Raw genomic sequence first — 25,476 nt, forward strand, 5'->3', positions numbered from 1 at the left:
TGTCACTGGGGCGGGTTGCCGTGCTTGCGGCGCGGCAGGTCGGAGTCCTTGGCCAGCAGCATCGCCACGGCGCGGGCCAGGACACGGCGGGTCTCACGGGGGTCGATGACGTCGTCGACGAGCCCGCGCTCGGCCGCGTAGAAGGGGTGGACGAGTTCGGCGCGGTATTCGTCGATCTTCTGGCGCCTGGTGTGCTCGGGGTCGTCGGCGGCGGCGATCTCCCGGCGGAAGACGACGTTGGCCGCGCCTTCGGCGCCCATCACGGCGATCTCGTTGCCCGGCCAGGCCAGCGCGATGTCGGCGCCGATGGACCGGGAGTCCATGACGATGTAGGCGCCGCCGTACGCCTTGCGGAGCACCACCGAGATCCGGGGCACGGTCGCGTTGCAGTACGCGTACAGCAGTTTCGCGCCGTGCCGGATGATGCCGTCGTGCTCCTGGCCGACGCCGGGCAGGAAGCCGGGAACGTCGACCAGGGTGATCAGCGGGATGTTGAACGCGTCGCAGAACTGGACGAATCTGGCCCCCTTCTCGCTGGCCTTGATGTCGAGGACCCCGGCGAGCGCGGCCGGCTGGTTGGCGACGACACCGACGACATGTCCGTCGAGCCGGGCGAGCGCGCAGACCAGGTTGGGCGCCCAGCCCTCGTGCACCTCCATGGAGTCGCCGTCGTCGACGAGTTCCTCGATCACGGGGCGTACGTCGTAGGCGCGGCTGCCGTCGGCCGGCACCAGCTCGGTCAGCGCGGGCGAGGTCCGGTCGGCGGGGTCGTCGGCCGGTTCGTACGGCGGCATCTCCCGGTTGTTGGCGGGCAGCAGGGTCAGCAGATGGCGCACCTCGGCGATGCAGGTCTCCTCGTCGTCGTACGCGAAGTGCGCGACGCCGGAGGTCCGCGCGTGCACGTCGGCGCCGCCGAGGCCGTTCTGGGTGATCTCCTCGCCGGTGACGGCCTTGACCACGTCCGGGCCCGTGATGAACATCTGCGAGGTGTCGCGGACCATGAAGACGAAGTCGGTCAGCGCCGGGCTGTAGGCCGCGCCGCCGGCGCACGGGCCGAGCATCACGCTGATCTGCGGGATCACCCCGGAAGCCCGGGTGTTGCGCTGAAAGATGCCGCCGTACCCGGCGAGCGCGGAGACACCTTCCTGGATACGGGCGCCCGCGCCGTCGTTCAGGGAGACCAGCGGGGCACCGGCCGAGATGGCCATGTCCATGATCTTGTGGATCTTCGCCGCGTGCGCCTCGCCGAGCGCGCCGCCGAAGATCCGGAAGTCGTGCGCGTACACGAAGACCGTCCGGCCCTCGACCGTGCCCCAGCCGGTGATCACACCGTCGGTGTACGGCTTCTTCGCCTCAAGGCCGAACCCCGTCGCCCGGTGCCGGCGGAAGGTCTCCACCTCGGTGAAGGTGCCTTTGTCCAGGAGGAGTTCGAGGCGCTCCCGTACGGTCAGCTTCCCTTTGGCATGCTGCCGTTCCGTGGCCGCGGCGCCGGGTCCTTCGTACGCCTCCTTCCTGCGCGCTGCCAGATCGGCGAGCGGTCCCGCGACGTCGGGGCTGGGCTGAGCGGTCGCCATGGCGCTCCGTCCTTCGGGTGGGCTCGGTCGGGTCGGCTCAGTCGGGCCGACTCATTCGGGGTCGGACCGGTCGGGCAGGCAGCCGCCCAGGAAGTCCAGCGCCCGCAGGTGGTAGGCGCGGGCGGCCAGTCCGAGGCTGATGTTGTGCCCGGAGCCTGGCTGCCGTTCCGTACGGACCCGGGACGCCCCGGTCAGCGCTGCGGCGAGATCGGCGAGGTCGTCGTCGCCGTGCAGCCAGGACCGTTCGTGTTCGGCGAAGGTGAAGCGGGCCGGTACCCGCACCTGGGGCGCCAGCGCGCCGAACTGCTCGGGCCAGCGGGCCAGTTCGGCCGCCTCCCGGACCGGGACCGGCGCCGCTGGTATCCGGTCGCGGCGGAAGGTGCCCGCCGGGTAGAGCCGGAGCGGGCCCCACAGCCGGGTGGTCTGCATCTGGCCGCCGCCGAAGGGGAGTTGCCCCGGCAGCAGGGCGCTGCGATGTCCGCAGCCCGAGATGTCGAGACCCCGCAGGTCGCGGAGGCCGCCGGCGGCGAGGTGCAGGGCGAGCTTGCCGCCGAAGGAGTGGGCCAGCAGCAGGAGTCCGGCACCGGTCGGATGGCGCGCGGCGAACGCGCCGAGCGCGGCCCGCACCATGGCCGCCTGATCGGTGAGGGACAGCCCTTCCGGCAGATGCGCGGCGGAGCGCCCGTAGCCGGGGCGGTCCAGCGCCAGGACGGTGTACCCGCGGCTCGCCCCGAGCGTCAGCAGCGAGAGGGAGGGGTGGGCCTGCCCGTCGAAGTAGCCCGAGGTGAGGCCGCCGCCGTGCAGGGCGACGATGACGGCGTGCGGCGCGGTGGCCGGTTCGGCGAGCAGCGCCGAGAGGGGCGCTTCGGCGCCGTTGAGGGTGATGCGGCGCACCCCTGACGACAGTTCGGGGGTGGCGGCCTGCCTGGTGGGGTTCATCCGGCGCTCCCTGTGGTGGCCCGCTCGATGCCGGCGCCGAGCGGCCCGGCCAACTCCGCTGCCGCCGGCTCGCCGTGTGTCCGTTTGACGCGCAGCAGCAGGTCGTCGGGGTCGAGTCGGTAGTCCTGGGTGCCGACCGTCTCCAGCACCACGGTGGCGACCGCGCAGCCCAGCCGGGCAGCGGCTGCGGGCGGCAGCGACCAGGAGAGCCCGGCGAGGTAGCCGGCGCGGAAGGCGTCGCCCACACCGGTGGGTTCGGCCGGTGCGTCGGCGGGCACGGCCCGGATCCGCAGGGGCGCTTCCCCGGTGCGCAGCAGCTCGACCCCTTCGGCGCCCCGGGTGACGACCCAGGTGCCGACGTGTGCCAGCACCTGCTCGTCGGTCCAGCCGGTGCGTTCGCGCAGCAGGCCCGCCTCGTACGCGTTGGTGAAGAGGTGGGTCGCTCCGTCGACCAGCCGGCGGGTGGCGGCCCGGTCGACCCGGGCGAGTTGCTGCGAGGGGTCGGCGGCGAAGGGCAGGGCGGCGGCGCGCGCCTCCGCGGTGTGCCGGAGCATCGCCTCGGGATCGTCCGGTGCGATCAGCACCAGCTCCGGTCGGCCGGTGCCGGCCACGGTCCTGGTCAGTGAGATGTGCCGCGCCTCGGCCATCGCCCCGGCGTAGAACGTGGCGATCTGGTTGTGGTCGGCGTCGGTGGTGCACACGAAGCGGGCCGTGTGCAAGGTGTCGCTGACCCGTACGGGGGTGATGTCCACGCCCTGTCCGGCCAGCCATGCCCCGTACTCGGCGAAGTCGGCGCCGGCGGACCCGGCCAGCACCGGAGCCAGGCCGAGCCGGGCGAGGCCGAGGGCGATGTTGGCGCCCACCCCGCCGCGCCTGATCTCCAGAGTGTCGGCGAGGAACGACAGCGAGACGCTTGCCAGTTGGCCGGTGAGCAACTGCTCGGCGAACCGGCCCGGGTAGGCCATCAGATGGTCGGTGGCGATGGACCCGGTGACCAGCACCCGGTGGCCGCGAGGCGCCCGGCTCGTGGGACGTGCCATCACACGTCCTCCGTCTGCGGGGCCGCCGGGGCGGGCGGTCCGAACCAGCGGTGCAGGGCGGCGGTCAGTCCCTTGCCGCCCCGCTCCGTCGACACCCAGCCGGCGTGGCCGTCGGGACGTATCAACAGGGCGCTCAGGCCGTGCAGTTCGTCGTCCTGGTCGTCGAGTGGCTTCGGGGTCGCGGTGGTGACGGCCACCCGGTCGGCCCAGGGTGCGGCAGCGGCTCGTACCGCAGCTTCGTCGGCGAGGTCGAGCAGGACACCGCGCGCGGGACGCAGCAACCGGGTGGTGCTGGTCTCCCCCGCGGGCCCGACCAGCACGCGGTGCGCGACGCGTCTGCCGACCAGCGGGTGGTCGGCGCCGAGGTCGTAGCGGACGTCCAACCCGCTGACGACACCGGCGAGATGGCGTTTGACGTCGTCGTACTCGATGAGTTCGGCGAACAGGGCGCGCAGCGGGTCGGACTCCCGGCCGCCGAGGAACACCGTTCCCTGGGCGCGGGTGTTCACCAGCAGTCGGGCGCCGACCGGGTGGCGCTCGTCGTGGTAGGTGTCCAGCAGGGCGCCGGGCGCTGTGCCGCGGCTGACTGCGGCGAGCTTCCAGCCGAGATTGCCGGCGTCCAGGATGCCGGTGCTCATCCCCTGGCCCCCGGCGGGCAGATGGACATGGGCCGCGTCCCCCGCCAGCAGGACGCGCCCGCGCCGGTACGCGGCCGCCTGGCGGGTCGCGTCCGTGAACGAACTCACCCATCGCGTACCGGCGTCGGCGATGTCCTCGCCGGTGAGCCGCAGCCATGCCGCCGCCACTTCGGCGAACGTCACGGGCGCCGCGTCCGCGCGCGGCGGGGCGCCGTCCGGGCAGACGATGATGCGGTCCACCCCGTCGCCGAGCGGCGCCGCCATCACCATGCCGTGTTCCAGGCGTTCGCCGAGCGGCCGGGGGCGCAGCGAGCGGCCCACCACGTCTGCGAGGTACATCACACGGGACGCCGGTGTGCCGGGGAAGTCGATTCCGGCCGCCGTGCGCACGTGACTGTGGCCGCCGTCGGCGCCCACCAGATACCCGGCGCGCAGCCGGCGCGGGCCTTCCGGGGTCCGTACGGTGATGTCCACCGCGGCGTCGTCCGGCCCTGCTCCCGCGTGCAGTTGGCTGAACTCCCAGCCGCGGTGGATCTCCGCTCCGAGGTCGGCTGCCCAGCTCTCCAGCACCGACTCGGTCAGCGACTGGGGTATGCCGCGGGCGCCGAAGTGGGCGCCCGGCAGCACGGTGTAGTCGAACCGCACACCGCCGAAGTGGCCGACCGGGCTGATGTCGAGGCTGTCGCCCTGCCCGAACCGGGGCAGCAGGCCCCGCTGGTCGAACGCCTCCATGGCGCGGGCCGTGAAGCCCAGCCCCCGGGACTGCCCCGTGGGTGCGGTCAGCCGCTCCACGACCGTCACGCGGGCTCCGCCCAGGCACAGTTCACCGGCGAGTGTCAGCCCGGTCGGTCCGCCGCCGACGACGATGACGTCCGTGACGTCCGTGACGTCCGTGCCGCCGGTGCCTGCTGCGTCCGGCGCGGTCCCTGCCTCGGGTGCCATGCCGGGTCAGCCTTTCGCGGAGCGGGAGTGGGTCACCCGGTAGGTGTTGGCCTGCCGGTTGGTGACCAGCGAGCGGGCCCGGTGCCTGCCGTCCCTGATGTCGGCCGGCCTGTCCTCCTCGGGCAGCGTGTGGAAGGCGTCGTACAGCTCCTTGCTCTCCCACTGGGCGTAGTTGACGACGAAGCTGCCGTCCACACCGCGGAAGTAGGTGTGCGACCGGTACCCGGGCACGGTGGTGATCCACTCGTCGGGCTTGGCGAGGGTGTCCAGCAGCTCCCGCTGGTCCTCGGGCTTCGTGTCGAACACGATCAGGACGGTGTAGTCGTCGCGCTCAGGCGATATCTCGATCTCCCCGCCGAGCGCGGGGTGGTGCTGGGTGAAGGCGATCTCCGTCTTCAACAGCCTTACGGTGCGCGCGAGTTTGTGGAACAGCGGCACCGTCTTGCGCTGGAACTTCTGTCCTTCGTACCGGGCCTGGAGATCGGCGGCGCTGCGCCACTGGATGTAGTTGACCGTGCCCGGCTCGTCGACGCCCGCGTGCAGGGTCGAGGAGATCCAGCCGGGGTAGTCGGCGTGGTCGATGATGTCGCGCATCGCTTCGAGCACGTCGTCCTGGAGGGGGACCGTGTCCGTCTCGAAGAGGTTGAACACGGTCAGATAGCCGTCGTCGGGGGAGATCAAGGGCATGGCGGGGTTCCTCTCGGGTGCTGTCTGCGGGGTGCGGGGTGCGGGCGGGGCGTACAGAGGGGTGGCGGATGCGGGGCGGTTCAGGCGGGGCCGAACCACCGGTCGAAGGCCGCCGTCAGCCCGTCCGGTCGCGGTGGGCCGGACGGTCCTGCCCATACGACGTGGCCGTCGGGCCGTACGAGCGTCCAACTCGCGCCTTCCGTACCGGAGTCCACGACGGCCGGTGTGGCGAAGGGGACGTCCCTGCCCGCGAGGACGGCCCCGGGGTCCGGGGCGTCCGCCGGGCCGAGCAGCAGGCCGCGGCCGGCGCGCAGCGCCTGCGTACTGCTCGACCAGCCCGCCGCCGAGGCGGCCAGCGGTGTGTGCGGCAGCCGGGCGCCGACGAGCGGGTGCGGTGCGCCGCCGACGTCGTACCGGACGTCGAGTCCGCTGATCGTGGCGGCGAGGTGGGTACGCACCTCGGCGCCGCCGATCAGTTCGGTGAGCAGGGCGCGTACCGGCTCCACCTCGGGCCCGCCGAGCAGCAGCAGCGCCTGGGCCTCGATGGCCGAGAGCACCCGCCGCCCCACGCTGTGCCGCTCGGTGTGGTAGCTGTCGAGCAGGTCGGGGTGTGCGCGGCCGGCGACCTCTGCGGCCAGTTTCCAGCCGAGGTTGAAGGCGTCCTGGAGACCCAGGTTGAGCGCTTGGCCGCCGATGGGCATCTGCTGGTGCGCCGCGTCCCCGGCGAACAGCACGCGGCCGTGCCGGTAGTGCGCGAGCTGGCGTGCCGCGTCGCCGAACGCGTTCACCCACAGCGGGGTGCCGCCGCTGATGTCCTCGCCGGTGACCCGCTTCCACGCCTGGGTGATCTCGCCGAACGCGGGCGGACCGGTACGGGTCAGAGCGGGCGCGCCGTGCTCGTGCACCATGACGCGGGTGACCCCGTCTCCCCGCCGCGCCGCGATGGCCAGCCCTTCGGGGAGCCGCTGGAACCGCCGGTCGGGTACGTCGATGCCCGCGACGTCGGCGCGCAGCAGTTCGCGGCGCGCGTCGTGGCCGGGGAAATCAGCACCCAACAGGCCCCGTACGGTGCTGTCTTCACCGTCGCAGGCGACGAGGTGGGCGCCGCGTACCAGGACGGGGCCGCTGTCGCCGACGGCTTCGGCCTCGACGTACTCGCCCGTGTCGGTGACCGCCCGCACCTCGTGGCCGCGCCGGATGTCGGCGCCGAGCCCCGCCGCCCACTCCCCCAGCAGCCGTTCGGTGTCGAACTGCGGCACCTTCCACTGGCCCGGCCGGCTGCCCGGCAGGGTCAGGTCGAGCGGAATACCGGCGAAGTGTCCCCGCAGGTCGTTCGGCGGGGCGGGCAAGCCTGCGGTCAGTGCGCGGCTGTCGAGGATTTCCATAGTGCGGGCGTGCAGGGTCGAGGCCCGCGACTCGGTCGTGGGCGCCGTGCGCTGCTCCAGTACGACGACGTGCGCGCCGCCGAGGCGCAACTCCCCGGCGAGCAGCAGCCCGACGGGGCCCGCGCCCACGACGATAACCTGGGTGTCCAGGCGGTCACCCGGCACGTCAGCCCCGCCCGCCCGCACGGCCCTCGGCGTACGCCTTGGCGTGGCCGAGGGTGGCGAGGCTGTTGGTGGACAGGGCGGTGTGCACGTAACTCCGCGCGTCGTCCGCGGTGGCCTCGGGGCCGAGGACGGCGGAGATGGTGTCGGTGTTGAGGGTGACGGTGTGCTGGGAGGAGGCGACGGTGCCGTCCTCGGTCTCAGCGAAGGTCCAGATGCCGGTGTGCAGTGTCAGCAGCGCGGGCAGGGTGACCTGCTTGTAGGCGATGCGGTGGTGCGGGAAGGTCACGCGGTACGACTTGGTGGTGTGCGTGGAGCCGTCCTTGGCCCGGGTGTCCATCTCCAGTGTCTGGAGGCCCGGGGTGTCCTCGGTGAGCCGTACGGACGCGACGTGCGGCAGCCGCTCGGCCCACAGGTCGGCCTCGTTGACGAAGTCGTAGAGGTCCTTGGCGGCGCCGCCCACGGTGACGCTGTCGGTGAACGAGAACGTCAAGTCCTCGGCCGCGTGGGCGGCTTCGACGTTGGTGCGCAGTGCGGCGAGTTCCGAGCGGCTGTTGCGGTCGACCGCCTCGTCGATCCAGGCGAGCCCCGCCGGGTCGTCGCCGACGGCGCGGTAGTCGTGCAGCAGCCGTACCCGGGACTCCTGTTCGCCGAGCTGTTCGATGATCCAGACGCCGCCCATCGCGGCGACCGGCGGGGCGCTGATCTCCTGCCGGAAGGTGATGCGCAGGGCGTCCGGGTCCAGGGTGCGGCGGGAGGTCCAGTTCTTCGCCTCTTCGCCCGCGGTGGCCCAGATGCGGATGCGCTCCTCGGCACCGTTGTGCTCGACCTGGTCGACATGGATGGTGGGCGGGAAGATCCGGGGCCAGTTCACGACGTCGGCCAGGAGTCGGTAGACGGCGGATGCCGGCGCGCCGACGGTGATCTCGTGCTCGACCTCACGGGTCGTCATGGTCGCTGCTCCTCAAGGAGTCCGGTGACGGGAAGGATTGCAACGGCGGTACGGGGCTCAGAAGTTGCCGAGTCCGCCGCAGACGTTGAGGGCCTGGGCCGTGATGGAGGCGGCGGTGTCGGAGGCGAGATAGCCGACCAGTCCTGCGACCTCGTCGGGGGTGGAGTAGCGGCCGAGCGGGATTTTCGCCTGGAACTTCTCCAGGATCGCGTCCTCGGTGGTGTCCCAGGCGGCGGCGTACCCCTGCCGGACCCGCTGCGCCATCGGCGTCTCCACGTACCCGGGGCAGACGGCGTTGACGGTGATGCCGGTGGGGGCGAGTTCGTTGCCGAGGGCCTTGGTGAAGCCGACCACGCCGTGCTTGGAGGCGGAGTACGGAGCGCCCAGCACCACGCCCTGCTTGCCCGCCGTGGAGGCGATGTTGATGATGCGGCCCCGGTCCTTGTGGCGCAGCCCGCCGGCGGTGAGGACTTCGCGGGTCAGCCGGAACACACTGGTGAGGTTGGTCTCGATGACGTCCTCCCACAGTTCGTCCGGGATGTCGGCGGTGACGCCGCCGCCGGAGCGGCCCGCGTTGTTGACGAGCACGTCGATCGCGCCGAACCGGTCGACGGCGGCGCGGACGAACTCCCGTACCGCTGCCGCGTCCCGGACGTCGACGACGGCGCCCGCCACGTCGAGCCCTTCGGCGGTGAGTTCCTTGACGGTGGCCTCGACGTTCTCCGCGTCGCGGGCGCCGATGAACACGCGGTGCCCCTGCGAGCCGAGCAGCCGGGCGACGGCGAGACCGATTCCGCTGGTGGCCCCGGTGACCAGGGCGACGCGGCCGGTGCCGGTCGTGGTGGTGTCGGACATGGTGGTCCTCTCAGGCGATACGGGGGGCGGTCAGCAGGTCGTTGACGACGCCGATGAGGGCGCGCGGTGTCAGGGCGTTGGTCAGTACGTCGTCGTCCAGGGCGATGCCGTACGTGCGCTCGATGCGCCCGCCGGTCTCCAGCAGGGCCAGCGACTCGTAGCCGAGTGCCTCGAACTCCGTGTCCAGGAAGTCGCCTTCGAAGTCGACGCCCTCCTCGGCGCCTGCGGCCTCCAGGAGGATCTGCTTGAGATCGGCGGGGGTGAAAAGCTCGGCAGACAAGGGAAAGGTCCTTCCGGTGGGGATGATCGGTCCCGGCGTGGCCGGTGGCCGGGGTGAGTCGAAGCGGCGGTGCGTGCTCAGTGGCCGGGGCGGGGTGTCGCGGGGGCGCGCAGGACGACAGCGGAGTTGAAGCCGCCGTGGCCGCGGGCCAGTACCAGCGCGGTGCGCAGTGCGGTGTGGCGCGGCCGGTCCACCACGAGGTCGAGGTCGTAGTCGGGTGAGAGGCGGACGTTCACGGCTGCCGGAACGACGCCGTCGCGCAGCGCGAGCAGCGCGGTCGCCAGGTCGAGGGGCGCGGCGCCCGAGTAGAGCCGTCCGGTCATCGTCTTGGGCGCGCTGACCGGAACGGCGTGCGGCCCGAACACCTCGATGAGCGCGTCGGCCTCGACACGGTCCAGGTCCGGCTCGGCGGCGGCGTCGGCGAACACCACGTCGATGTCGGCGGGGTCGGCCGACGCGTCGGCGAGGGCCAGTTCAACGGCCTTGCGCAGGGCGGGCGGTCGCCCGCTGCCGGGCCTCGGGTCGAAGGTGGCGCCGTATCCGGCGATCTCCCCGTAGCTGTGGGCGCCGCGTTCCCCGGCGGCTGCGGCGTCCTCCAGGATCAGGATCGCGCCGCCCTCGCCCGGTACGAAGCCGGCGGCGTCGCGGTCGAAGGGGAGGTAGGCGCGGGCGGGTTCCTCGCTGGTGCTGAGCCGGCCGCTCGCGAGCTGCGCGACCCAGCCCCAGGGGCACAGGGAGGCGTCCACACCGCCGGAGACGACCAGCCGGGTGCCTTTGCGGATCTGCCGCCGGGCCTGGGCGACGGCGTCGAGGCCGCCCGCCTGATCGCTGACGACGACCCCGCTGGGGCCCTTCATACCGTTGCGGATGGAGATCTGGCCGCTGTTGACGGCGTAGAACCAGGCGAACGACTGGTAGGCGGAGACGTACTGGCTGCCCTGGCCCCACAGTTTGCGCAGTTCGTTCTGGCCGAACTCGAAGCCGCCCGAAGCGCTGGCCGTGACCACACCCATGTCGAACCCGGCCAGCTCGGCCGGGCTGACGCCCGCGTCGGCCAGCGCCCAGTCGGCGGCGGCGAGGGCGATCCGGGTCATCCGGTCGGTCTGCGGGATGAGCCGGCTCGGCAGATGCTCCTCGGCGGCGAACCCCGGTATCTCGCCCGCCAGTTTGGCCGGGTAGTCCGACGGGTCGAAGCGGGTGAGCCGGCCGATGCCGCTCTTGCCCCCGCGGGTGGCTTCCCAATGGTCCCGCGCGCCGAGGCCGTTCGGCGAGGCGACGCCAAGTCCGGTCACCACGACCGATGTTCCCTTGCTCATGCCGGCTTCCTCTCCGGACCTGCCAGCACCATCGCGCTCTGGAATCCGCCGAACCCGCTGCCCACCGTGAGCACCACGTCGATCAACTGGTCGCGAGCGTGCAGCGGCACGTAGTCGAGGTCGCACTCGGGGTCGGGCGTGTGGAGGTTGGCCGTCGGGGGCACCACGTCGTACTCCATGGCCAGCACCGAGGCGGCGATCTCGATGGAGCCGATGGCGCCCAGCGAATGGCCCACCATGGACTTGATGGAACTGACCGGCGTCCGGTAGGCGTGGTTGCCGAGGCTCCGCTTGAACGCGGCTGTCTCGTGGCGGTCGTTCTGCTTGGTGCCAGAGCCGTGCGCGTTGATGTAGTCGACGGCCTCGCCGGGCAGCCGCGCCTCGTCGAGGGCGACCCGGATCGCCTCGGCCATCTCGGCGCCGTCCGGGCGCAGTCCGGTCATGTGGTACGCGTTGGAGCGGGTCGCGTAGCCGGCGATCTCCGCGTAGATGTGCGCGCCGCGCCTGCGGGCGCTCTCCAACTCCTCCAGTACGAAGACCGCGGCGCCCTCGCCCAGCACGAATCCGTTGCGCGTCCCGTCGAAGGGGCGTGAGGCGTGGGCCGGGTCGTCGTGGCGTGGTGTGGTGGCCTTGATCGCGTCGAAGCAGGCCATGGTGATCGGGGAGATCGGCGCGTCCGACGAGCCGGCGACCATGACGTCGGCCGAGCCCTCGCGGATCAGCTCGGCCGCGTACCCGACGGAGTCGATCCCGGAGGTGCAGCCGGTGGAGACCACGGTGCTGGGGCCTTCGGCGCCGACCGCCCAGGCCACCTCGGCGGCGAAGGAGCTGGGGACGAGATGGTTGTAGAGGTGCGGCGCCGCGTACCGGTGGTCGACCAGGTCGAGCCGGCCGCCGTCGCTGACGACGCGGTACTCCTCGTCGAGCCCCATCGTGGCGCCGACGGCGCTGCCGACGGTGACCCCGGTGCGGTACGGGTCGAGGCCGGCGAACTCGATGCCGCTGTCGGCGACGGCGCCGCGCGCGGCGACCACGGCGAACTGCGCCGCGCGGTCCATCCGGCGGATCTCCTGCGGGGCCAGGCCGTGTTCGTAGGGGTCGAAGTCGATCTCTGCCGCGACGCGTGAGCGGAACGGCGCGGGGTCGAAGAAGGTGATGCCGCGGGTCGCCGTGCGCCCCTCGCTCAGCAGGTCCCAGAAGTTCTTGGCACCGACACCGCCGGGCGCGAGGACCTCCAGGCCGGTGATGACGACGCGTCTGGCACTCACGCCGACGCCTCCCAGGAGTAGAAGCGGGTCGCCGTCGCGTCGGCGGGTGAGCGCCAGGTCGCGGGGTCGTACGCCTCGATGAACGGCTTCAGGTCGTTACTGATGCCGACGAACCGGGGGTCTGTCTTGGCAGCCTCGATCAGCTCGCCCCCGTTGTCCTCGTCGAAGTCCTGGAGGTGGAAGTACAGCCCCCGGTAGGAGAAGAGCTGGCGCCGCCGCGTCCCCATCCGGTGCGGCATCTCCGTCGCGTCGAAGTCGGCGAACAGCCGGGCCACATCCGTGCTCGCGCCCGGTTCCAGCCTGGCGACAATCAAGGTGCTGTGCATGGGTACTCACTCCTCGTTCGTGTAATGTCCATGACATACGAGCGCAACATGCCGCCCCCGGAAGTCATCAACTGAGCGCGCCGGCCAACGACTTCAAGGCTCATCGGTTCCGGTGCAGCGATCAATACGAGCCGGTTCAGGGCTTCGTCAGGCTTTGCCGGGGACCACACGGCAATGTCAGACCGGCGCCGGACAATGACAGGAACACGCAGGGATGCGCCAGGACGCGACCGGTTGCGTCAGACAGCCTGCGGTTGCCCGGACACGACCGAGGGGCCTGTCCGGATGCATCCGGACAGGCCCCTCGACGGGTCACTCCCCCGAGTCGGGGCGACAGGTCGTCCTACGGCACGTATACGGCGTCGCTGCCGTACAACTCCCTGGTGAACGCGGAGACATCGGCGCTGCGATCGGCGCCGTCCAGGTTGTACGTCAGGAAGACGCCGTATCCCTCGCTGACCGTGCGGCGGGCGAGGTCGGCGACCGTGCTTTGTGCGGTTCCGCCGATCTGGACGGCCGCAGGCGAGAGCCCCGACTTGGGCAGTCCGATGCCGGGGACCTGCCAGGAGCCGTAGTACGGGTTCCAGGCGTAGGTGAACTTGGACGAGACGTCGACGCCGCCGGACGAGAGGCGCGAAGCGGCCGGGCCGATGTTGTAGAGGCTGATGATCTTGTCCGGCATGTTCGCGCGCAGCGCCGTCACCAGGTCGACGAACGAGCTGTCGTTGGGCTGACCGGTGCCGTTGTTGCCGTAGTCGGCGTACTCGTCGTCGAAGTCGATGCCGTCGAGGCCGTACTGGGCGACGGCGTCGGACAGTTGCTTCGCGAACGCCGAAGCCGCCTGCTGGGACGGGAAGTTGGCGAAGCCCGCGCCCTGGTGGTTGCCGAGCACCGAGAGGACGACCTTGATGCCCTTCTCCTGCAACGGCCGGATCTCCGTGGCCGCGTTGTCGAGGACGCGCTGCACGTTCTCGTTGAAGGACAGATAGGCCGCCTGCGAGCCCGTGTCGTAGTTGATGTTCGCCGCGAAGATCACGGCGACGTCGAAGACGTTGCCGCCGCCGTTGGCGAGGCTGTACTTGCCGACGTTGACCATGCTGTTGTTGTTCACCTCGACGTACGCCACCGAGGTCGGCCCCTGCGCGGCTGCGGGGGCCGGGGCGGGGGCGGGGGCGGGCGACGCCGCCGCGCCGGTCGTGGCGGTCGCGCCGAAAGCGAGGGCCGCGACGGCCGAGAGCGCCAGCGCGGCCGTCCGCACTCTGCTCCGTACCAGAGTGAACATCGTTGATCGGTCTCCCCTCGCGTGGGTCGGCGCCCGGCCTGTCCGACGGCGCCGCGTGAGCCCTCCGAGTTTTCCGCTTCCGGGACCGAATCCCGAGAATCTCGCGCGAACTCTCACGATCTCCACCCACCCCGCACCTCAACTCGGCTTCCGATTAGGCGAGTTGGGGCCGCCGGTTACGAGAGCTCGGGCCGCCGCCAGCGCCGACCGCGTACCAACTCCACCCCCGGGCCCAAAGATTACACAGACTTCTGTGCACGGACTCCTATGCACAGACTTCTTTGTGGTCTACCTTGAGTCTCATGGAACTACCGCAGCAGCCCTCCCAAGTGCATCTGACCGCCCGCAACTTGCGTGGCATCGCGCATCCCCTGCGGGTGCAGATCCTCACCAGTCTGCGGACGGAAGGCCCGGCGACAGCGACGACGCTGGCCCACCGGCTGGATCAGAACACCGGGGCGACCAGCTACCACCTGCGCCAACTCGCGGAGTACGGCTTCATCACGGAGGCGCCCTCGCGCGGCGGTCGGCGGGAGCGGTGGTGGCAGGCGGCGCACGCCAACACCGTCGTACCCGACGACGAGGTGCTGGACGGCAGCGAGGGGCTCGGCATCGCGTACCTCCAGGCCCTCGGCCGGGTCTGGTCCGACGCGATGACCGCCGCGATCGAGGCGACCCCTTCGCTCACGCCCGAGTGGCGTGACGCGCAGGACTTCGGCGACTACGCGCTCACCCTTTCGGCGGCCGACGCCAAGGAGTTGACGGCGGAGATCCACGCCCTGCTCCGCAGGCGTACCTCCGCCGCCGCGGAAGCGGACGCTCAGGTGCCCGAGGACGCGGCGCGGGTCTCCTTCCAGTTCCAGTTGTTCCCGACCAGCGAGGACCGGCACGTCACCCAGACCACCGACATGGAGTAGAACGATGGCCACTCAGCACACAGCCGCCAAGACGGCGGCGGACAACGGCGCACAGGCGACAGCGCCCGACGCGGGCCCCCGGGTCCTGCGCGGCCTGATCGGCATGCTGTCGGCCAACGCGGCGGCCCTGTCGGCCAATCGCGTGTTGTCCATCGCCCTGCCCTGGTTCGTCCTGACGACCACGGGCAGTGTCGGCAAGACGGGCCTGGTGGCCTTCTGCCAGATCGTGCCGTACGTGATCTCGCAGGCGCTGGCCGGCCCGATCATCGACCGTATCGGCCCCAAGCGGATCAGCGTGGCGGGCGACCTGCTGTCCACCGTCGCGATGGCCACCGCCCCGCTGCTCTACATGACCGGCAGCCTGCCCTTCGGCCTGCTGCTGGGGCTGCTCGCGATCGTCGGCGCCGCCGACGGTCCTGCCAACGGCGCCAAGGGGCTCTTCGTACCGGCGGCCACCCGCGCCGCCCGCGTACCCATCGAGCGGGGTACCGGTCTCTCGGCCGCCGTCGAGCGGACGGCGACCACCGTGGGGCCGGCGATCGCCGGTGTGGTCGTCACCGCCTTCGGCAGCCTGTACGCACTGTGGATCACCGCCGCGCTGTTCGCGGTGTCGGCGCTGATCGTCTCGACCACCCTCAGCGACCCGGTGCCCGAGCCGCACGAGACCCCGATCGAGGAGAGCGGCGGCTACTTCTCCCAACTGCGCCAGGGCGCCGCCTTCCTGCGGGACGCGAAGCTGCTGCGGTCCATCGTGTGCATGCTGGCGGTGACCAACCTGCTGGACCAGGCGTTCATGTCGGTCCTGCTGCCGGTGTGGGCGAAGGAGTCGGGGAACGGCGCCGAGGCCATCGGCCTGGTGGTCAGTGTCTTCGCGGCGACGTCGATCATCGCCGCGCTGGTCGCCGCCGGGGTGGCCGAGAAGCTGCCACGGCGCACCGTCTATCTGATCGGCTTCTCCCTGGGCGGCCTGCCCCGGTTCGCCGCGATGGCGACGGGGGCACCGCTGTGGCTGGTGCTGACGGTGCTCGCCGTGGGTGGCCTGGGCTCCGGCTTCGTCAACCCGATCGTCGGCGCCGTGACGTACGAGCTGATCCCGACGCCCCTGCTGGGCCGGGTCAAGACACTGGCGCAGGCGGTCACTTGGGCGGGCATTCCGTTCGGCGGGCTGCTGGGGGCGGGTCTGGTGACCCTGACCGGTGCGTCGACGGCGCTGTGGATCGTGGGCGGGCTGTATCTGATCGCCATCGTGGTGCCGGGCATGAGCAAGGAATGGTCCGGGATGCGCAAGCAGACGGCGTCCGAGCGCGCCGCCGATGCGGCGAACAGCGCCGACGCCAGCGACTCCGCCGATGCCACGGACACCGCCGACGCCGCGGACACCGCCGACGCCGCGGACACCGTCGACGGCGTGAGCGGGGTGGCGGGTCCGGTCGGCACGGCGGGTCCGGCGAGCGCGGCGGCGCCGACCGTACCGCTGGAGAAGTCCTCGGTCCCAGCCGGGGTCTGACCGGCGCGGGAACGGGCGCGGGAACGGGCGCGGGAACGGCGGGACGCGTGCGGCGGCCGGGGCATCCTGCCCCGGCCGCCGTACGCACGGGCAGAAGTGCCCATGTCCCGCGGGCAGAAGTAACCAGTTATCTCGTCAAGATCGCTCTGCCAGCATCGAATTCGGCTGAGCATCCGAGGGCCTTCCGTTACGGGTCGACGACGAGGAACTGGTGGAAGCATGACTACGAATCCGATGGTGCCCCCGGCGCCGGCACCCGGCCGGGAAGCGGAACGTGCACCGTTCTCGCCGGCCGAGGCCCGAATTGCCGACGTGTGGCGGTCCGTTCTCGGCGCCGATGTGGCGACGGCGGAGTCCGACTTCTTCCTGCTGGGCGGCACTGTTGAGCAGGCGGCGGAAATGGCCCGCCGGGTGGCGGAGGAATTCGGCTCGGAATTCCACGCCCTTTCGCTACCTGGCCCTTTGACGGTACGGACCGTGGCGTCGTTCCTCGCCGAGGAGGCCATGGAGCGGGCCCGCCGGCTGTTCGAGTCCCTGGACGAGAGCGACGAGAGCATGGCCGACGGCGCGGCCGCCCTGTCCTCAGCGTCCGCCCCCGACGACACCGCCGCGATTCCCGTCGCCGTCCGGGACGGGCGGCCGCTGCCGGTGTCGTTCGCGCAGCGCCGCCTGTGGTTCCTGGACCAACTGGAGCCGGGCCGCGCCGAATACCTCATCCCGATGGGGCTGCGCATCAGCGGTCCGCTGGATGTCCCGGCGCTGGAGGCGTCGTTGTCGGAGCTGGTCGCGCGGCACGAGGTGCTGCGGACCCGTTTCGTCACCGACGGGGACGGCACCCCCGGTCAGCTCGTCGACGAGCCCCAGCCGCTGCCGCTGGCCGTGCACGACCTGCGGTCCGTCGCCGACGCGAGTGCCAGGGAAGAGGCCGCCGCCGCGCTCGTGGACACCGAGGGCTTCCGGCCGATGGACCTCGCCACCGGGCCGATGGTCCGCGCCTTGCTGGTCAAGCTGGGCGACGAGGATCACCTCCTCTCTCTGACGATCCATCACATCGCCTTCGACGGGTGGTCGGTGGGGGTCCTCTCCCGGGAGCTGACCACGCTGTACACGGCGCGGGTCACGGGAGTCCCCGCCGGTCTGCCCGAGCCGCCGCTCCAGTACGCCGACTTCGCCGTCTGGCAGCGCGGATGGCTCACCGGCGATGTGCTGGAGGGGCAACTGGACTACTGGCGCGGCGTCTTGGCCGGTACCGAGCCGCTGGAACTGCCCACCGACCGCAGGCGCCCCGCGCGGCGCAGCGGCAACGGCGCGATGCTCACCTTCGCCGTTCCGGCCGCGACGGCCGACGGAGCCCGCAGGCTGGCGAGCGACACGGGCGCGAGCCTGTTCATGACGCTGCTCGCCGTGTTCCAGGTCGTGCTGGCCCGCTACAGCGGCCAGGAGGACATCGCGGTGGGCACCCCGATCGCGGGCCGCAACCGGTCCGAGATCGAGGACATGGTCGGCTTCTTCGTGAATACGCTCGTCATGCGTACCGACCTGTCGGGCGACCCGACATTCACCGAACTCGTCGACCGCGTCAAGGACACCGCACTCGGCGCCTACGACCACCAGGACCTGCCCTTCGAGCGGCTGGTGGAGGAGCTGGCGCCGCAGCGCGACCTGTCCAGGAACCCGCTGTTCCAGACCATGTTCGTCCTGCAGAACACCCCCGACAGCCACTCCTGGGAGCTGCCCGGCGCCAGCGTCCGCCAACTGGACGTGGCCGCGCAGGAGTCCAAGTTCGACTTCAGTTTCTACGCGACGGAGGCCGCCGACGGCGGTCTCGACGGCACCATCGTCTACTCGACCGACCTCTTCGACGAAGCCACCATGGTCCGGCTCGCCGGACACTTCGAGACCCTGCTCGGTGCGGCCGCCGACGCCCCCGACGCCCCGCTGTCCGCCCTGGAGATGCTGACATCCGCCGAGCGGCGGGACATCCTCACCGCGTGGAACGGAGCGGACACCGACGCCCCCGACGCCGTCACCGTGCACCGGCTGTTCGCGGACCGGGCCGCGGAGCGCCCGAACTCGCCCGCCGTCACCTGCGGTTCGGATCATCTGACCTACCGGGAGCTGGACGAGCGGGCGGAGTGGATCGCCGCCCTGCTGCGCGAGCGCGGAGCGGGACCCGGAACCCTGGTCGCCGTCTGCCTCGACCGGGGCACCGACATGGTGTGCGCACTACTCGGCATCCTCAAGTCGGGCGCCGCGTATGTCCCGTTGGACCCGACGTATCCGACCGACCGACTCGCCTACATGGTCGAGGACAGCGGGGCACCGCTGATCGTCACCCACGCCTCGCACACCGAGCGGCTGCCCGCCGGCACCCCGCTCCTGCTGCTGGAGGACTCCTGGCCGGCGGAACTGCCCTCGCGTCCGGCTGACGCATCCGCGCCCGAGGCAGGGCCGGACGATCTGGCGTACGTGATCTACACGAGCGGCTCGACAGGCCGCCCGAAGGGCGTCCAGATCACCCACGGCGCGCTGCGCGCGCGGATGCGGGAGACCCGGCGCCAGCTCGACCTCACCTGCGAGGACCGGGTGTTGCAGTTTGCTTCCATCTCTTTCGACTCCTCGGTGGGGCAGTTGTTCGCGCCGCTCGTCTCGGGCGCTTCCCTGGTGCTGCGCGACGACGCGTGGGACCCGGGGATGCTGGCGGCAGCGCTGCGCACCAACAAGGTGACGGTGGCCTGGCTGACCCCTTCGGCCTTCGGCGCGCTCGCCGCCCAGCTCGACGGGCCGGACGCCGTCGGCCCTGAACTGCGGCTGGTGCGGCTCGGCGGTGAGGCGCTCCCGCGCGAGCAGGTGCGCCAGTGGTTCCGCCACACCTCGGTGCCGCTCGTGAACGGTTACGGGCCGACGGAGGCGGCGCAGGAGGCGGCGACGGCACGGATCACCGGGCCCGGTGACCATGTGCCGATCGGGCGCCCGGTCGCCAACGCGAAGGTGTTCGTGGTGGACCGGCACGGCCGGCCGGTCCCGGTGGGCGTCCCCGGCGAGATGTGGATCAGTTGCCCCGGCCTGGCCCGCGGATATCTGGGCAGGCCCGACCTGACGGACGAGAAGTTCACCGTCGTCACCGTGGACGGCACACCGCGGCGCGTGTACCGCACCGGCGACCTCGCGAAGTGGCACGCCGACGGGGAGCTGGAGTTCGTCGGCCGGGGCGACAACCAGGTCAAACTGCGCGGCTACCGGATCGAACTCGGCGAGATCGAGGCGGCGTTGCTCACCCACCCTTCGGTCACCCTCGCCACCGTCCTGCTGCGCGAGGACGTCCCCGGCGACCCGCGGCTGGTGGCGTACGTCGTCGCCGAGCCGCACGTCGAGACGGCAGCGCTGCGCACGCACCTCCAGCGCCACCTGCCGGACTACATGGTGCCCGCCGCCTTCGTGCCCCTGGACCGCATCCCGCTCACCCCTAACGGCAAGACGGACCGCCGCGCACTGCCCGCGCCCGCCTCCGACCGGCCGGAGCTGGGCGCCGCGTACACCGCCCCGCGCACCGAGACGGAGCGGACGGTGGCCGGCGTCTGGGCGCAGGTGCTCGGCATCGACACGGTCGGTGTGGACGACGACTTCTTCGCGCTCGGCGGCCACTCGCTGCTGGCGACGCAGGTCGTGTCGCGGCTGCGCCGGCGGCTCGGTGTCGACGTCCCCGTACGGACCCTGTTCAGCGCGCCGACCCCGGCGCTGCTGGCCGCCGCCGTGGCGGACCTCGACGACGTCGGGATCTCCCGCATCACCGCCGTACCGCGCGACGGCAACCCGCTGCCGCTGAGCTTCGCCCAGCAACGGCTCTGGTTCCTCGACCAGTTGGAGCCGGGCCGCGCCGAATACCTGCTGCCCTTCGGCTACCGCGTGCACGGCCTGATCGATGTGGACGCCCTCAACACCGCCTTCACCGGGCTGGTTTCCCGCCACGAGATCCTGCGCACCCGGTTCCGCACGGACGACGCGGGCTCCCCTGTCCAGTCGATCGCCCCGGAAGGGCCGGTGACGGTGCTGGTACGGGATCTGCGGGACGTCGCCGACGACACTGCCAGGGAGGACGCCTGCACGGCGGCCCTGGCCGAGGACGCGCTGCGCCCGGTGGACCTCACCGCGGGACCCGTGCTGCGCGCCGTGCTGGTACGGCTCGCCGACGAGGAAGCGGTCCTGGCGGTCACCGTGCACCACATCGCCTTCGACGGCTGGTCGATAGGCCTGCTGGTACGCGAGTTGTCCGCACTGTACGCGGCGGCCCTCGGCAAGGGGGACGTCCCCGCGCCGCCGCCCGTGCAGTACGCCGACTACGCGCTGTGGCAGCGCGGCTGGCTGACCGGTGCCCCGCTGGAGCGTCAACTGGACTACTGGCGCGAGCGGTTGGCGGGCCTGGAGCCGCTGGAGCTGCCGACGGACCACGCCCGGCCGACGGAGCGTACCGGCAACGGCGAAGTCGTCCGGTTCTCGGTGCCCGCCGATGTCGCCGCACGGGCCAAGGCGGTGGCGGCCGAGGGCGGCGCGAGCCTGTTCATGACGCTGCTGTCGGTGTTCCAACTGCTGCTGGCCCGCTACAGCGGACAGCGGGACGTCGCGGTGGGTACCCCCATCGCCGGCCGCAACCGGGCCGAGACCGAGGAGTTGATCGGCTTCTTCGTCAACACGCTCGTCCTGCGCACCGACCTGTCAGGCGATCCGGCGTTCACCGAGCTGCTGGCCCGCGTCAAGGACGCGGCGCTCGGCGCGTACGACCACCAGGACCTGCCCTTCGAGCGCCTCGTCGAGGAGCTGGCCCCGGACCGCGACCTGTCCCGCAATCCGCTGTTCCAGACGCTGTTCGCGCTCCAGAACACGCCCGGCGCCGACGCGTGGAGCCTGCCGGGGCTGACGGCGGAGCCCGTCGAATCCCCGGTGCGCGACGCGAAGTTCGACCTGTCGATGTACCTGGCGGAGGCGGCCGACGGCACCCTGGACGGCGCCGTCGTCTACGCCGGAGACCTGTTCACCGAGGCCACCGCACAACGCCTCGTGGACCACTTCACCAACCTGCTGGACGCGGCCACGGCCCGCCCGCGCACGGCGCTGTCCGAGCTGGAGATGCTGGGCACGGACGAGCGCCACCGGATCGTGACCGAGTGGAACGCCACCTCGGCGCCCGTCCCCGCCGATGCCACCCTGCACGGGCTGTTCGAGGCACGCGCCGCGCTCAGCCCGGACGCCGTCGCCGTCGTGTGCGGCGCGGACGAGCTGACGTACCGCGAACTCGACCAGCGTGCCAACCAGTTGGCGCACCGGCTGCGCGCCGTACCGGGGATCGGTCCTGACGTCCCCGTGGGCGTCTGCCTGGAGCGCTCCCCCGCCCTGGTGTGGACACTGCTCGGCATCATGAAGGCCGGTGCGGCCTACGTACCGCTCGACCCGGAACATCCGGCGGAGCGCCTGGCATATCTGGTGGAGGACTCGGGCGCGCCCCTGGTCGTCACCGACACCGCGCGCGCCGGCCTGCTGCCGGAGGGGCTGGGCCTGCTGGCCGTCGACCGTCCGTCGGACCTGCCGGACAGCCTCCCGGTCACCGCTCCCGAACCCGTCGCGGGACCCGGCGACCTCTCCTACCTGATCTACACCAGCGGTTCGACGGGACGGCCGAAGGGCGTCCGCATCGAGCACCGGGGCGTGGTCAACTACCTGGCAGGGATGCAGGACGCGTTCCCGCTCACCCCCGGCGAGGGCTTCCTCCAGGCGACGCCGCTCTCCTTCGACGTGTCGGCCTACGAGATCTTCTGGCCGCTGTGGCAGGGCGCGAAGGTCGTGCTCGTCCCCGGCTCCGACCGGCTCGACATGACCGAGGTGTCACGCCTGATGAGGGCCCACCAGGTGGTCGGCCTGCACTTCGTGCCGAGCCTGCTTGACCTGTTCGTCTCCCAGGCGCGGCCCGAGGACTGCGCGCATCTGCGGTACGCCTTCGCGAGCGGCGAACCCCTGCAACCGACCTTGGTGGCCCGCTTCCTCGCCAGTCTGCCCGGGGACCTGATCAACCTGTACGGGGCGACGGAGGTGTCCGTCGACACCACGTACTGGCGGGCGTCGCGCACCGACCCGCACGGCCCGGTCCTCGCGGGGCGGCCCATGGTCAACCAGACCGTGTACGTCCTCGACCCGGACCGCCGTCCCGTACCCGCGGGGGTGCTGGGCGAGGTGTACCTCGGCGGCGACAGCGTCGGGCGCGGCTACCACGAACGGCCCGAACTCACCGCCGAGCGCTTCGTACCCGACCCGTTCACCGGCGGCCGTATGTACCGCACAGGTGACGTCGGACGCTTCACCCCCGACGGCGAACTCGACCTGCTGGGACGCATCGACCGGCAGGTGAAACTGCGCGGCGTACGCGTCGAACTCGCCGAGATCGAGGCGGTGTTGCTCACCCACGAGGCGGTCGGGGTGTGCGCGGTGACCGTCCGCGAGGACGCCCCTGGCGACAAGCGGCTCGTCGCCTATCACGTACCGGCGCCCGGCCGCACGGCCGACACCGGAGAACTGCGGGGATGGGCGGCCGAGCGGCTGCCCCGGGCCATGATGCCCTCCGTCTTCGTGGAACTGCCGGAACTCCCGCTCAACCGCAACGGCAAGGTCGACCACGCGGCGCTGCCCGCCCCCGACGAGGACGACATCACGGCGGGATTCGTGGCGCCCCGGGACGGCATCGAGGCGGAGATCGCCGACATCATGGCGGCGGTGCTCGGCCGCGAAAAGGTCGGAATTCACGACCGCTTCTTCGACATCGGCGGCCATTCCCTCCTCGCCATTCAACTCGTCAACCGTATCGAGGCGGTGACCGGCGTCCGTATCGGTCTGCGCCGGCTTTTCCAGGCGCCGACGGTCACCGGTGTCAAGGAACAGCTCATCGAATTGTTCGACGCGCAGGAACAGGCTTCCTGAATTCAGCGGCCCTGCCCCCACGCAGAGACCCGTTGCCCACCCGAGAGTAGAGGACAGACATCATCATGGGCGAGAACTCGATCGAGGCGCGGCTGCTGTCCCGTATGCGACGGCGCGCGGACGCGGACCGGATCACACGCGGCGACACGAACGGCGCCGGACCGCTGCCGCTGTCGTTCGCACAGCAGCGGCTCTGGTTCCTGGACCGGCTGACCCCCGAGAGCGCCGACTACCTTGTGCCGACGGCGCTGCGCGTACGCGGTCCGCTGGACGTCACAGCACTGGAGACGGCGCTGTCCGGCCTGGTGGCCCGGCACGAGGTGCTGCGTACGGCCTTCACGGCGGGCGACGACGGCACACCGCGCCAGGAGATCAACGCGCCCTGGCAGGTGGACGTTTCGGTGCACGATCTGCGGAGTGAGGCCGACGCCGAGGGGCGAGGCCGCGAGGTGCTGCGCGCCGAGGCGAAGCGCCCCTTCGACCTCACGACGGGTCGGCCGCTGCGGACCGACGTCGTACGCCTCGCCGATGACGACCACTTCATTCTGCTGACGGCACATCACATCGTGTCGGACGGCTGGTCGTCGGGGATCCTGGCGCGCGAACTGCGCGAACTGTACGCGGCGGCCCTGACCGAGCGCGCGGTGTCGCTCCCGGAACTTCCCGTGCGGTACGCGGACTTCGCCGTCTGGCAGCGCGACCAGCTCACCGGGCCGACGCTGGAGCGACAGCTCGGGTACTGGCGCGAACGCCTCGCCCACTCCACGCCGTTGGAGCTGCCCACGGACCACCAGCGCCCGGCGCACGCGAGCGGCGCGGGTGACGTGGTCACCTTCGAGATGTCCAGCGAGGTGACGGAGCGGCTGCGGGAGGCCGCGGCGCGGCAGGGCGGCAGCCTGTTCATGGCGCTGCTGTCCCTGTTCCAGGTCGTGCTGGCCCGCTACTGCCGCCAGGACGACATCGCGGTGGGGACCCCGATCGCGGGCCGCAACCGCGCCGAGATCGAGGATGTCGTCGGCTTCTTCGTCAACACACTGGTGATGCGGACGGACCTGTCCGGCGACCCGACCTTCGGCGAGCTGATCAACCGTGTCAAGGACACGGCACTGGGCGCGTACGACCATCAGGACCTGCCGTTCGAGCGGCTGGTCGAGGAGCTGGCGCCGGAGCGGGATCTGTCGCGCAACCCGCTGTTCCAGACCATGTTCGTCCTCCAGGCGCCGGGCAGCTCGGACAGCGGCGGCTGGGAGCTGGCGGGCACCGACGTCGAGCCGGTCGAGATCGAGCGCGGCGTGGCCAAGTTCGACCTGACACTGACCGCGGTCGAGTCGTCGGACGGTCTGCGCGCTGTGCTGGAGTACCGGACGGATCTGTTCGACCGGGCGCGGATCGAGCGGATGGCCGGCCATCTCGCCACGCTGGCGACTTCTGTGGCGGCCACCCCTGACGCGCGTCTGTCCGAGCTGAACATGCTGACGGTGCAGGAGCGGCAGCAGATCCTGATCGACTGGAACGGAACCACAGGCCCCTACCCGGACACCGCGACCATCCACCAGCTCATCGAAGACCGCGTCACGACGGATCCGGACTCCGTGGCTCTCACCTACGGGGCCGAGCAGTGGACGTACGCGCAGCTCAACGCACGCGCCAACCAGCTCGCCCACCACCTGCGTGGGACGGGCATCACTCCGGACACCCTGATCGCGGTCTGCCTGGACCGCTCGCCACAGCTCATCGCCACCCTGCTGGGCATCATGAAGGCAGGGGCGGCATTTGTGCCGCTCGACCCCGAGTACCCGACCGAGCGCATCACCTACATGGTCGAAGACGCCCAGGCACCGCTCATCATCACCAGTACGGGGCACACCGACCGGCTGCCGGCCGACACTGCGCGGCTTCTGGTGGACGTGCAGTGGCCCGACGGGTCCACGAGCAATCCGGATCCCCTGGCCTCGCCTGACGATCTGGCGTACATCATCTACACCTCAGGTTCCACCGGCCGGCCCAAGGGCGTGGCTCTGGAGCACCGGGGGGTCGTCAACTACCTGCACTGGTGCGACCAGAACTACCCGGTCGAGGAGCCGGGCGGGATCGGCACGATCCTCTACTCGTCCATCACCTTCGACCTCACCATCACCGCTCTGTTCCTGCCCCTCATCCAAGGCACGCAGCTCGCCATCCCCCAGACCGAACCCGGCCAGAGCGCGTTCGACGCGGCGATCGACATGATCCTCACGGACGTCCCGATCAGCTTCCTCAAGGCCACCCCGTCCCACCTGGAAATCCTCGCCGCGCATCTGACCACCCAGAACGCCACGCACCACATCACCACCATCGTCGCCGGCGGCGAGAACCTCACCCCCACCCTCGTCTCGCAGCTCCTCGACACCAGCACCACCCACACCACCATCAGCAACGAATACGGCGCCACCGAAGGCTCCGT

At 71.4% G+C, this 25,476-nt stretch carries 17 protein-coding genes; 4 read left to right on the forward strand and 13 right to left on the reverse strand.

Going from position 1 to position 25,476, the window contains the following annotated elements:
- Nucleotides 1-2: 2 nt before the first annotated feature.
- From ACZ63I_RS18880 to ACZ63I_RS18940, 13 genes are all read right to left on the reverse strand, one after another.
- Nucleotides 3-1,574 (reverse strand): acyl-CoA carboxylase subunit beta, encoded by a 1,572-nt coding sequence (locus ACZ63I_RS18880; RefSeq protein WP_469339917.1) that lies wholly within the window; start codon nucleotides 1,572-1,574, stop codon nucleotides 3-5.
- A gap of 51 nt (nucleotides 1,575-1,625) precedes the next feature.
- Nucleotides 1,626-2,513 carry an alpha/beta hydrolase gene (locus ACZ63I_RS18885; RefSeq protein WP_469339919.1) on the reverse strand — a complete coding sequence of 296 codons (888 nt, stop codon included), beginning with the start codon at nucleotides 2,511-2,513 and terminating at the stop codon, nucleotides 1,626-1,628.
- Nucleotides 2,510-3,553 (reverse strand): carbohydrate kinase family protein, encoded by a 1,044-nt coding sequence (locus ACZ63I_RS18890; RefSeq protein WP_469339921.1) that lies wholly within the window; start codon nucleotides 3,551-3,553, stop codon nucleotides 2,510-2,512. The genes ACZ63I_RS18885 and ACZ63I_RS18890 overlap by 4 nt, the downstream gene beginning before the upstream one ends.
- Complete coding sequence (locus ACZ63I_RS18895; protein WP_469339923.1) at nucleotides 3,553-5,133, reverse strand: FAD-dependent monooxygenase; 1,581 nt, start codon at nucleotides 5,131-5,133, stop codon at nucleotides 3,553-3,555. The genes ACZ63I_RS18890 and ACZ63I_RS18895 overlap by 1 nt, the downstream gene beginning before the upstream one ends.
- A 6-nt stretch (nucleotides 5,134-5,139) precedes the next feature.
- Nucleotides 5,140-5,820 carry an antibiotic biosynthesis monooxygenase gene (locus ACZ63I_RS18900; protein WP_469339925.1) on the reverse strand — a complete coding sequence of 227 codons (681 nt, stop codon included), beginning with the start codon at nucleotides 5,818-5,820 and terminating at the stop codon, nucleotides 5,140-5,142.
- Between the two features lie 80 nt (nucleotides 5,821-5,900).
- Complete coding sequence (locus ACZ63I_RS18905) at nucleotides 5,901-7,370, reverse strand: FAD-dependent monooxygenase (protein WP_469339927.1); 1,470 nt, start codon at nucleotides 7,368-7,370, stop codon at nucleotides 5,901-5,903.
- A gap of 1 nt (nucleotide 7,371) precedes the next feature.
- Nucleotides 7,372-8,319 carry an aromatase/cyclase gene (locus ACZ63I_RS18910; RefSeq protein ID WP_469339928.1) on the reverse strand — a complete coding sequence of 316 codons (948 nt, stop codon included), beginning with the start codon at nucleotides 8,317-8,319 and terminating at the stop codon, nucleotides 7,372-7,374.
- Between the two features lie 57 nt (nucleotides 8,320-8,376).
- Nucleotides 8,377-9,174 (reverse strand): 3-oxoacyl-ACP reductase FabG, encoded by a 798-nt coding sequence (fabG, locus tag ACZ63I_RS18915; protein ID WP_328584190.1) that lies wholly within the window; start codon nucleotides 9,172-9,174, stop codon nucleotides 8,377-8,379.
- Between the two features lie 10 nt (nucleotides 9,175-9,184).
- Nucleotides 9,185-9,454: an acyl carrier protein gene (locus ACZ63I_RS18920; protein WP_041993325.1), complete on the reverse strand. Its 270-nt coding sequence runs from the start codon at nucleotides 9,452-9,454 to the stop codon at nucleotides 9,185-9,187.
- A gap of 77 nt (nucleotides 9,455-9,531) precedes the next feature.
- Nucleotides 9,532-10,770, reverse strand: a complete 1,239-nt coding sequence (locus ACZ63I_RS18925) for a ketosynthase chain-length factor (RefSeq protein ID WP_469339930.1) — start codon at nucleotides 10,768-10,770, stop codon at nucleotides 9,532-9,534.
- Nucleotides 10,767-12,038, reverse strand: coding sequence for a beta-ketoacyl-[acyl-carrier-protein] synthase family protein (locus ACZ63I_RS18930; RefSeq protein WP_469339932.1), 1,272 nt, complete (start codon nucleotides 12,036-12,038; stop codon nucleotides 10,767-10,769). Before ACZ63I_RS18930 ends, ACZ63I_RS18925 begins: the two co-directional genes overlap by 4 nt.
- Nucleotides 12,035-12,364, reverse strand: a complete 330-nt coding sequence (locus tag ACZ63I_RS18935; protein ID WP_469339933.1) for a TcmI family type II polyketide cyclase — start codon at nucleotides 12,362-12,364, stop codon at nucleotides 12,035-12,037. Before ACZ63I_RS18935 ends, ACZ63I_RS18930 begins: the two co-directional genes overlap by 4 nt.
- A gap of 343 nt (nucleotides 12,365-12,707) precedes the next feature.
- On the reverse strand, nucleotides 12,708-13,646 hold the full coding sequence (locus tag ACZ63I_RS18940) for an endo-beta-N-acetylglucosaminidase H (protein ID WP_469339935.1): 939 nt from the start codon (nucleotides 13,644-13,646) through the stop codon (nucleotides 12,708-12,710).
- 302 nt (nucleotides 13,647-13,948) lie between these two features.
- On the opposite strand from ACZ63I_RS18940, the gene ACZ63I_RS18945 reads away from it, so the two are divergent.
- The 4 genes from ACZ63I_RS18945 to ACZ63I_RS18960 form a co-directional block, all read left to right on the forward strand.
- Nucleotides 13,949-14,563: a helix-turn-helix domain-containing protein gene (locus tag ACZ63I_RS18945; RefSeq protein ID WP_469339936.1), complete on the forward strand. Its 615-nt coding sequence runs from the start codon at nucleotides 13,949-13,951 to the stop codon at nucleotides 14,561-14,563.
- Between the two features lie 4 nt (nucleotides 14,564-14,567).
- The gene (locus ACZ63I_RS18950; RefSeq protein ID WP_469339938.1) at nucleotides 14,568-16,070 is read left to right on the forward strand and encodes an MFS transporter; all 1,503 of its coding nucleotides are present in this window, start codon (nucleotides 14,568-14,570) and stop codon (nucleotides 16,068-16,070) included.
- 219 nt (nucleotides 16,071-16,289) lie between these two features.
- Nucleotides 16,290-23,033: an amino acid adenylation domain-containing protein gene (locus ACZ63I_RS18955; RefSeq protein WP_469339939.1), complete on the forward strand. Its 6,744-nt coding sequence runs from the start codon at nucleotides 16,290-16,292 to the stop codon at nucleotides 23,031-23,033.
- A 65-nt stretch (nucleotides 23,034-23,098) separates the two neighbouring features.
- Nucleotides 23,099-25,476: non-ribosomal peptide synthetase (locus ACZ63I_RS18960; protein ID WP_469339940.1), on the forward strand; the 2,378-nt coding region annotated here is incomplete at its 3' end.

Source organism: Streptomyces sp. NPDC087906, assembly GCF_055584925.1.

Excerpts from the sequence above, each read along its gene's own strand:
- ACZ63I_RS18880 (WP_469339917.1), bottom strand. The coding sequence starts at position 1,574 with ATGGCGACCGCTCAGCCCAGCCCCGACGTCGCGGGACCGCTCGCCGAT.
- ACZ63I_RS18885 (WP_469339919.1), bottom strand. The coding sequence starts at position 2,513 with ATGAACCCCACCAGGCAGGCCGCCACCCCCGAACTGTCGTCAGGGGTG.
- ACZ63I_RS18890 (WP_469339921.1), bottom strand. The coding sequence starts at position 3,553 with ATGGCACGTCCCACGAGCCGGGCGCCTCGCGGCCACCGGGTGCTGGTC.
- ACZ63I_RS18895 (WP_469339923.1), bottom strand. The coding sequence starts at position 5,133 with ATGGCACCCGAGGCAGGGACCGCGCCGGACGCAGCAGGCACCGGCGGC.
- ACZ63I_RS18900 (WP_469339925.1), bottom strand. The coding sequence starts at position 5,820 with ATGCCCTTGATCTCCCCCGACGACGGCTATCTGACCGTGTTCAACCTC.
- ACZ63I_RS18910 (WP_469339928.1), bottom strand. The coding sequence starts at position 8,319 with ATGACGACCCGTGAGGTCGAGCACGAGATCACCGTCGGCGCGCCGGCA.
- fabG (WP_328584190.1), bottom strand. The coding sequence starts at position 9,174 with ATGTCCGACACCACCACGACCGGCACCGGCCGCGTCGCCCTGGTCACC.
- ACZ63I_RS18925 (WP_469339930.1), bottom strand. The coding sequence starts at position 10,770 with ATGAGCAAGGGAACATCGGTCGTGGTGACCGGACTTGGCGTCGCCTCG.
- ACZ63I_RS18935 (WP_469339933.1), bottom strand. The coding sequence starts at position 12,364 with ATGCACAGCACCTTGATTGTCGCCAGGCTGGAACCGGGCGCGAGCACG.
- ACZ63I_RS18940 (WP_469339935.1), bottom strand. The coding sequence starts at position 13,646 with ATGTTCACTCTGGTACGGAGCAGAGTGCGGACGGCCGCGCTGGCGCTC.
- ACZ63I_RS18945 (WP_469339936.1), top strand. The coding sequence starts at position 13,949 with ATGGAACTACCGCAGCAGCCCTCCCAAGTGCATCTGACCGCCCGCAAC.
- ACZ63I_RS18950 (WP_469339938.1), top strand. The coding sequence starts at position 14,568 with ATGGCCACTCAGCACACAGCCGCCAAGACGGCGGCGGACAACGGCGCA.
- ACZ63I_RS18955 (WP_469339939.1), top strand. The coding sequence starts at position 16,290 with ATGACTACGAATCCGATGGTGCCCCCGGCGCCGGCACCCGGCCGGGAA.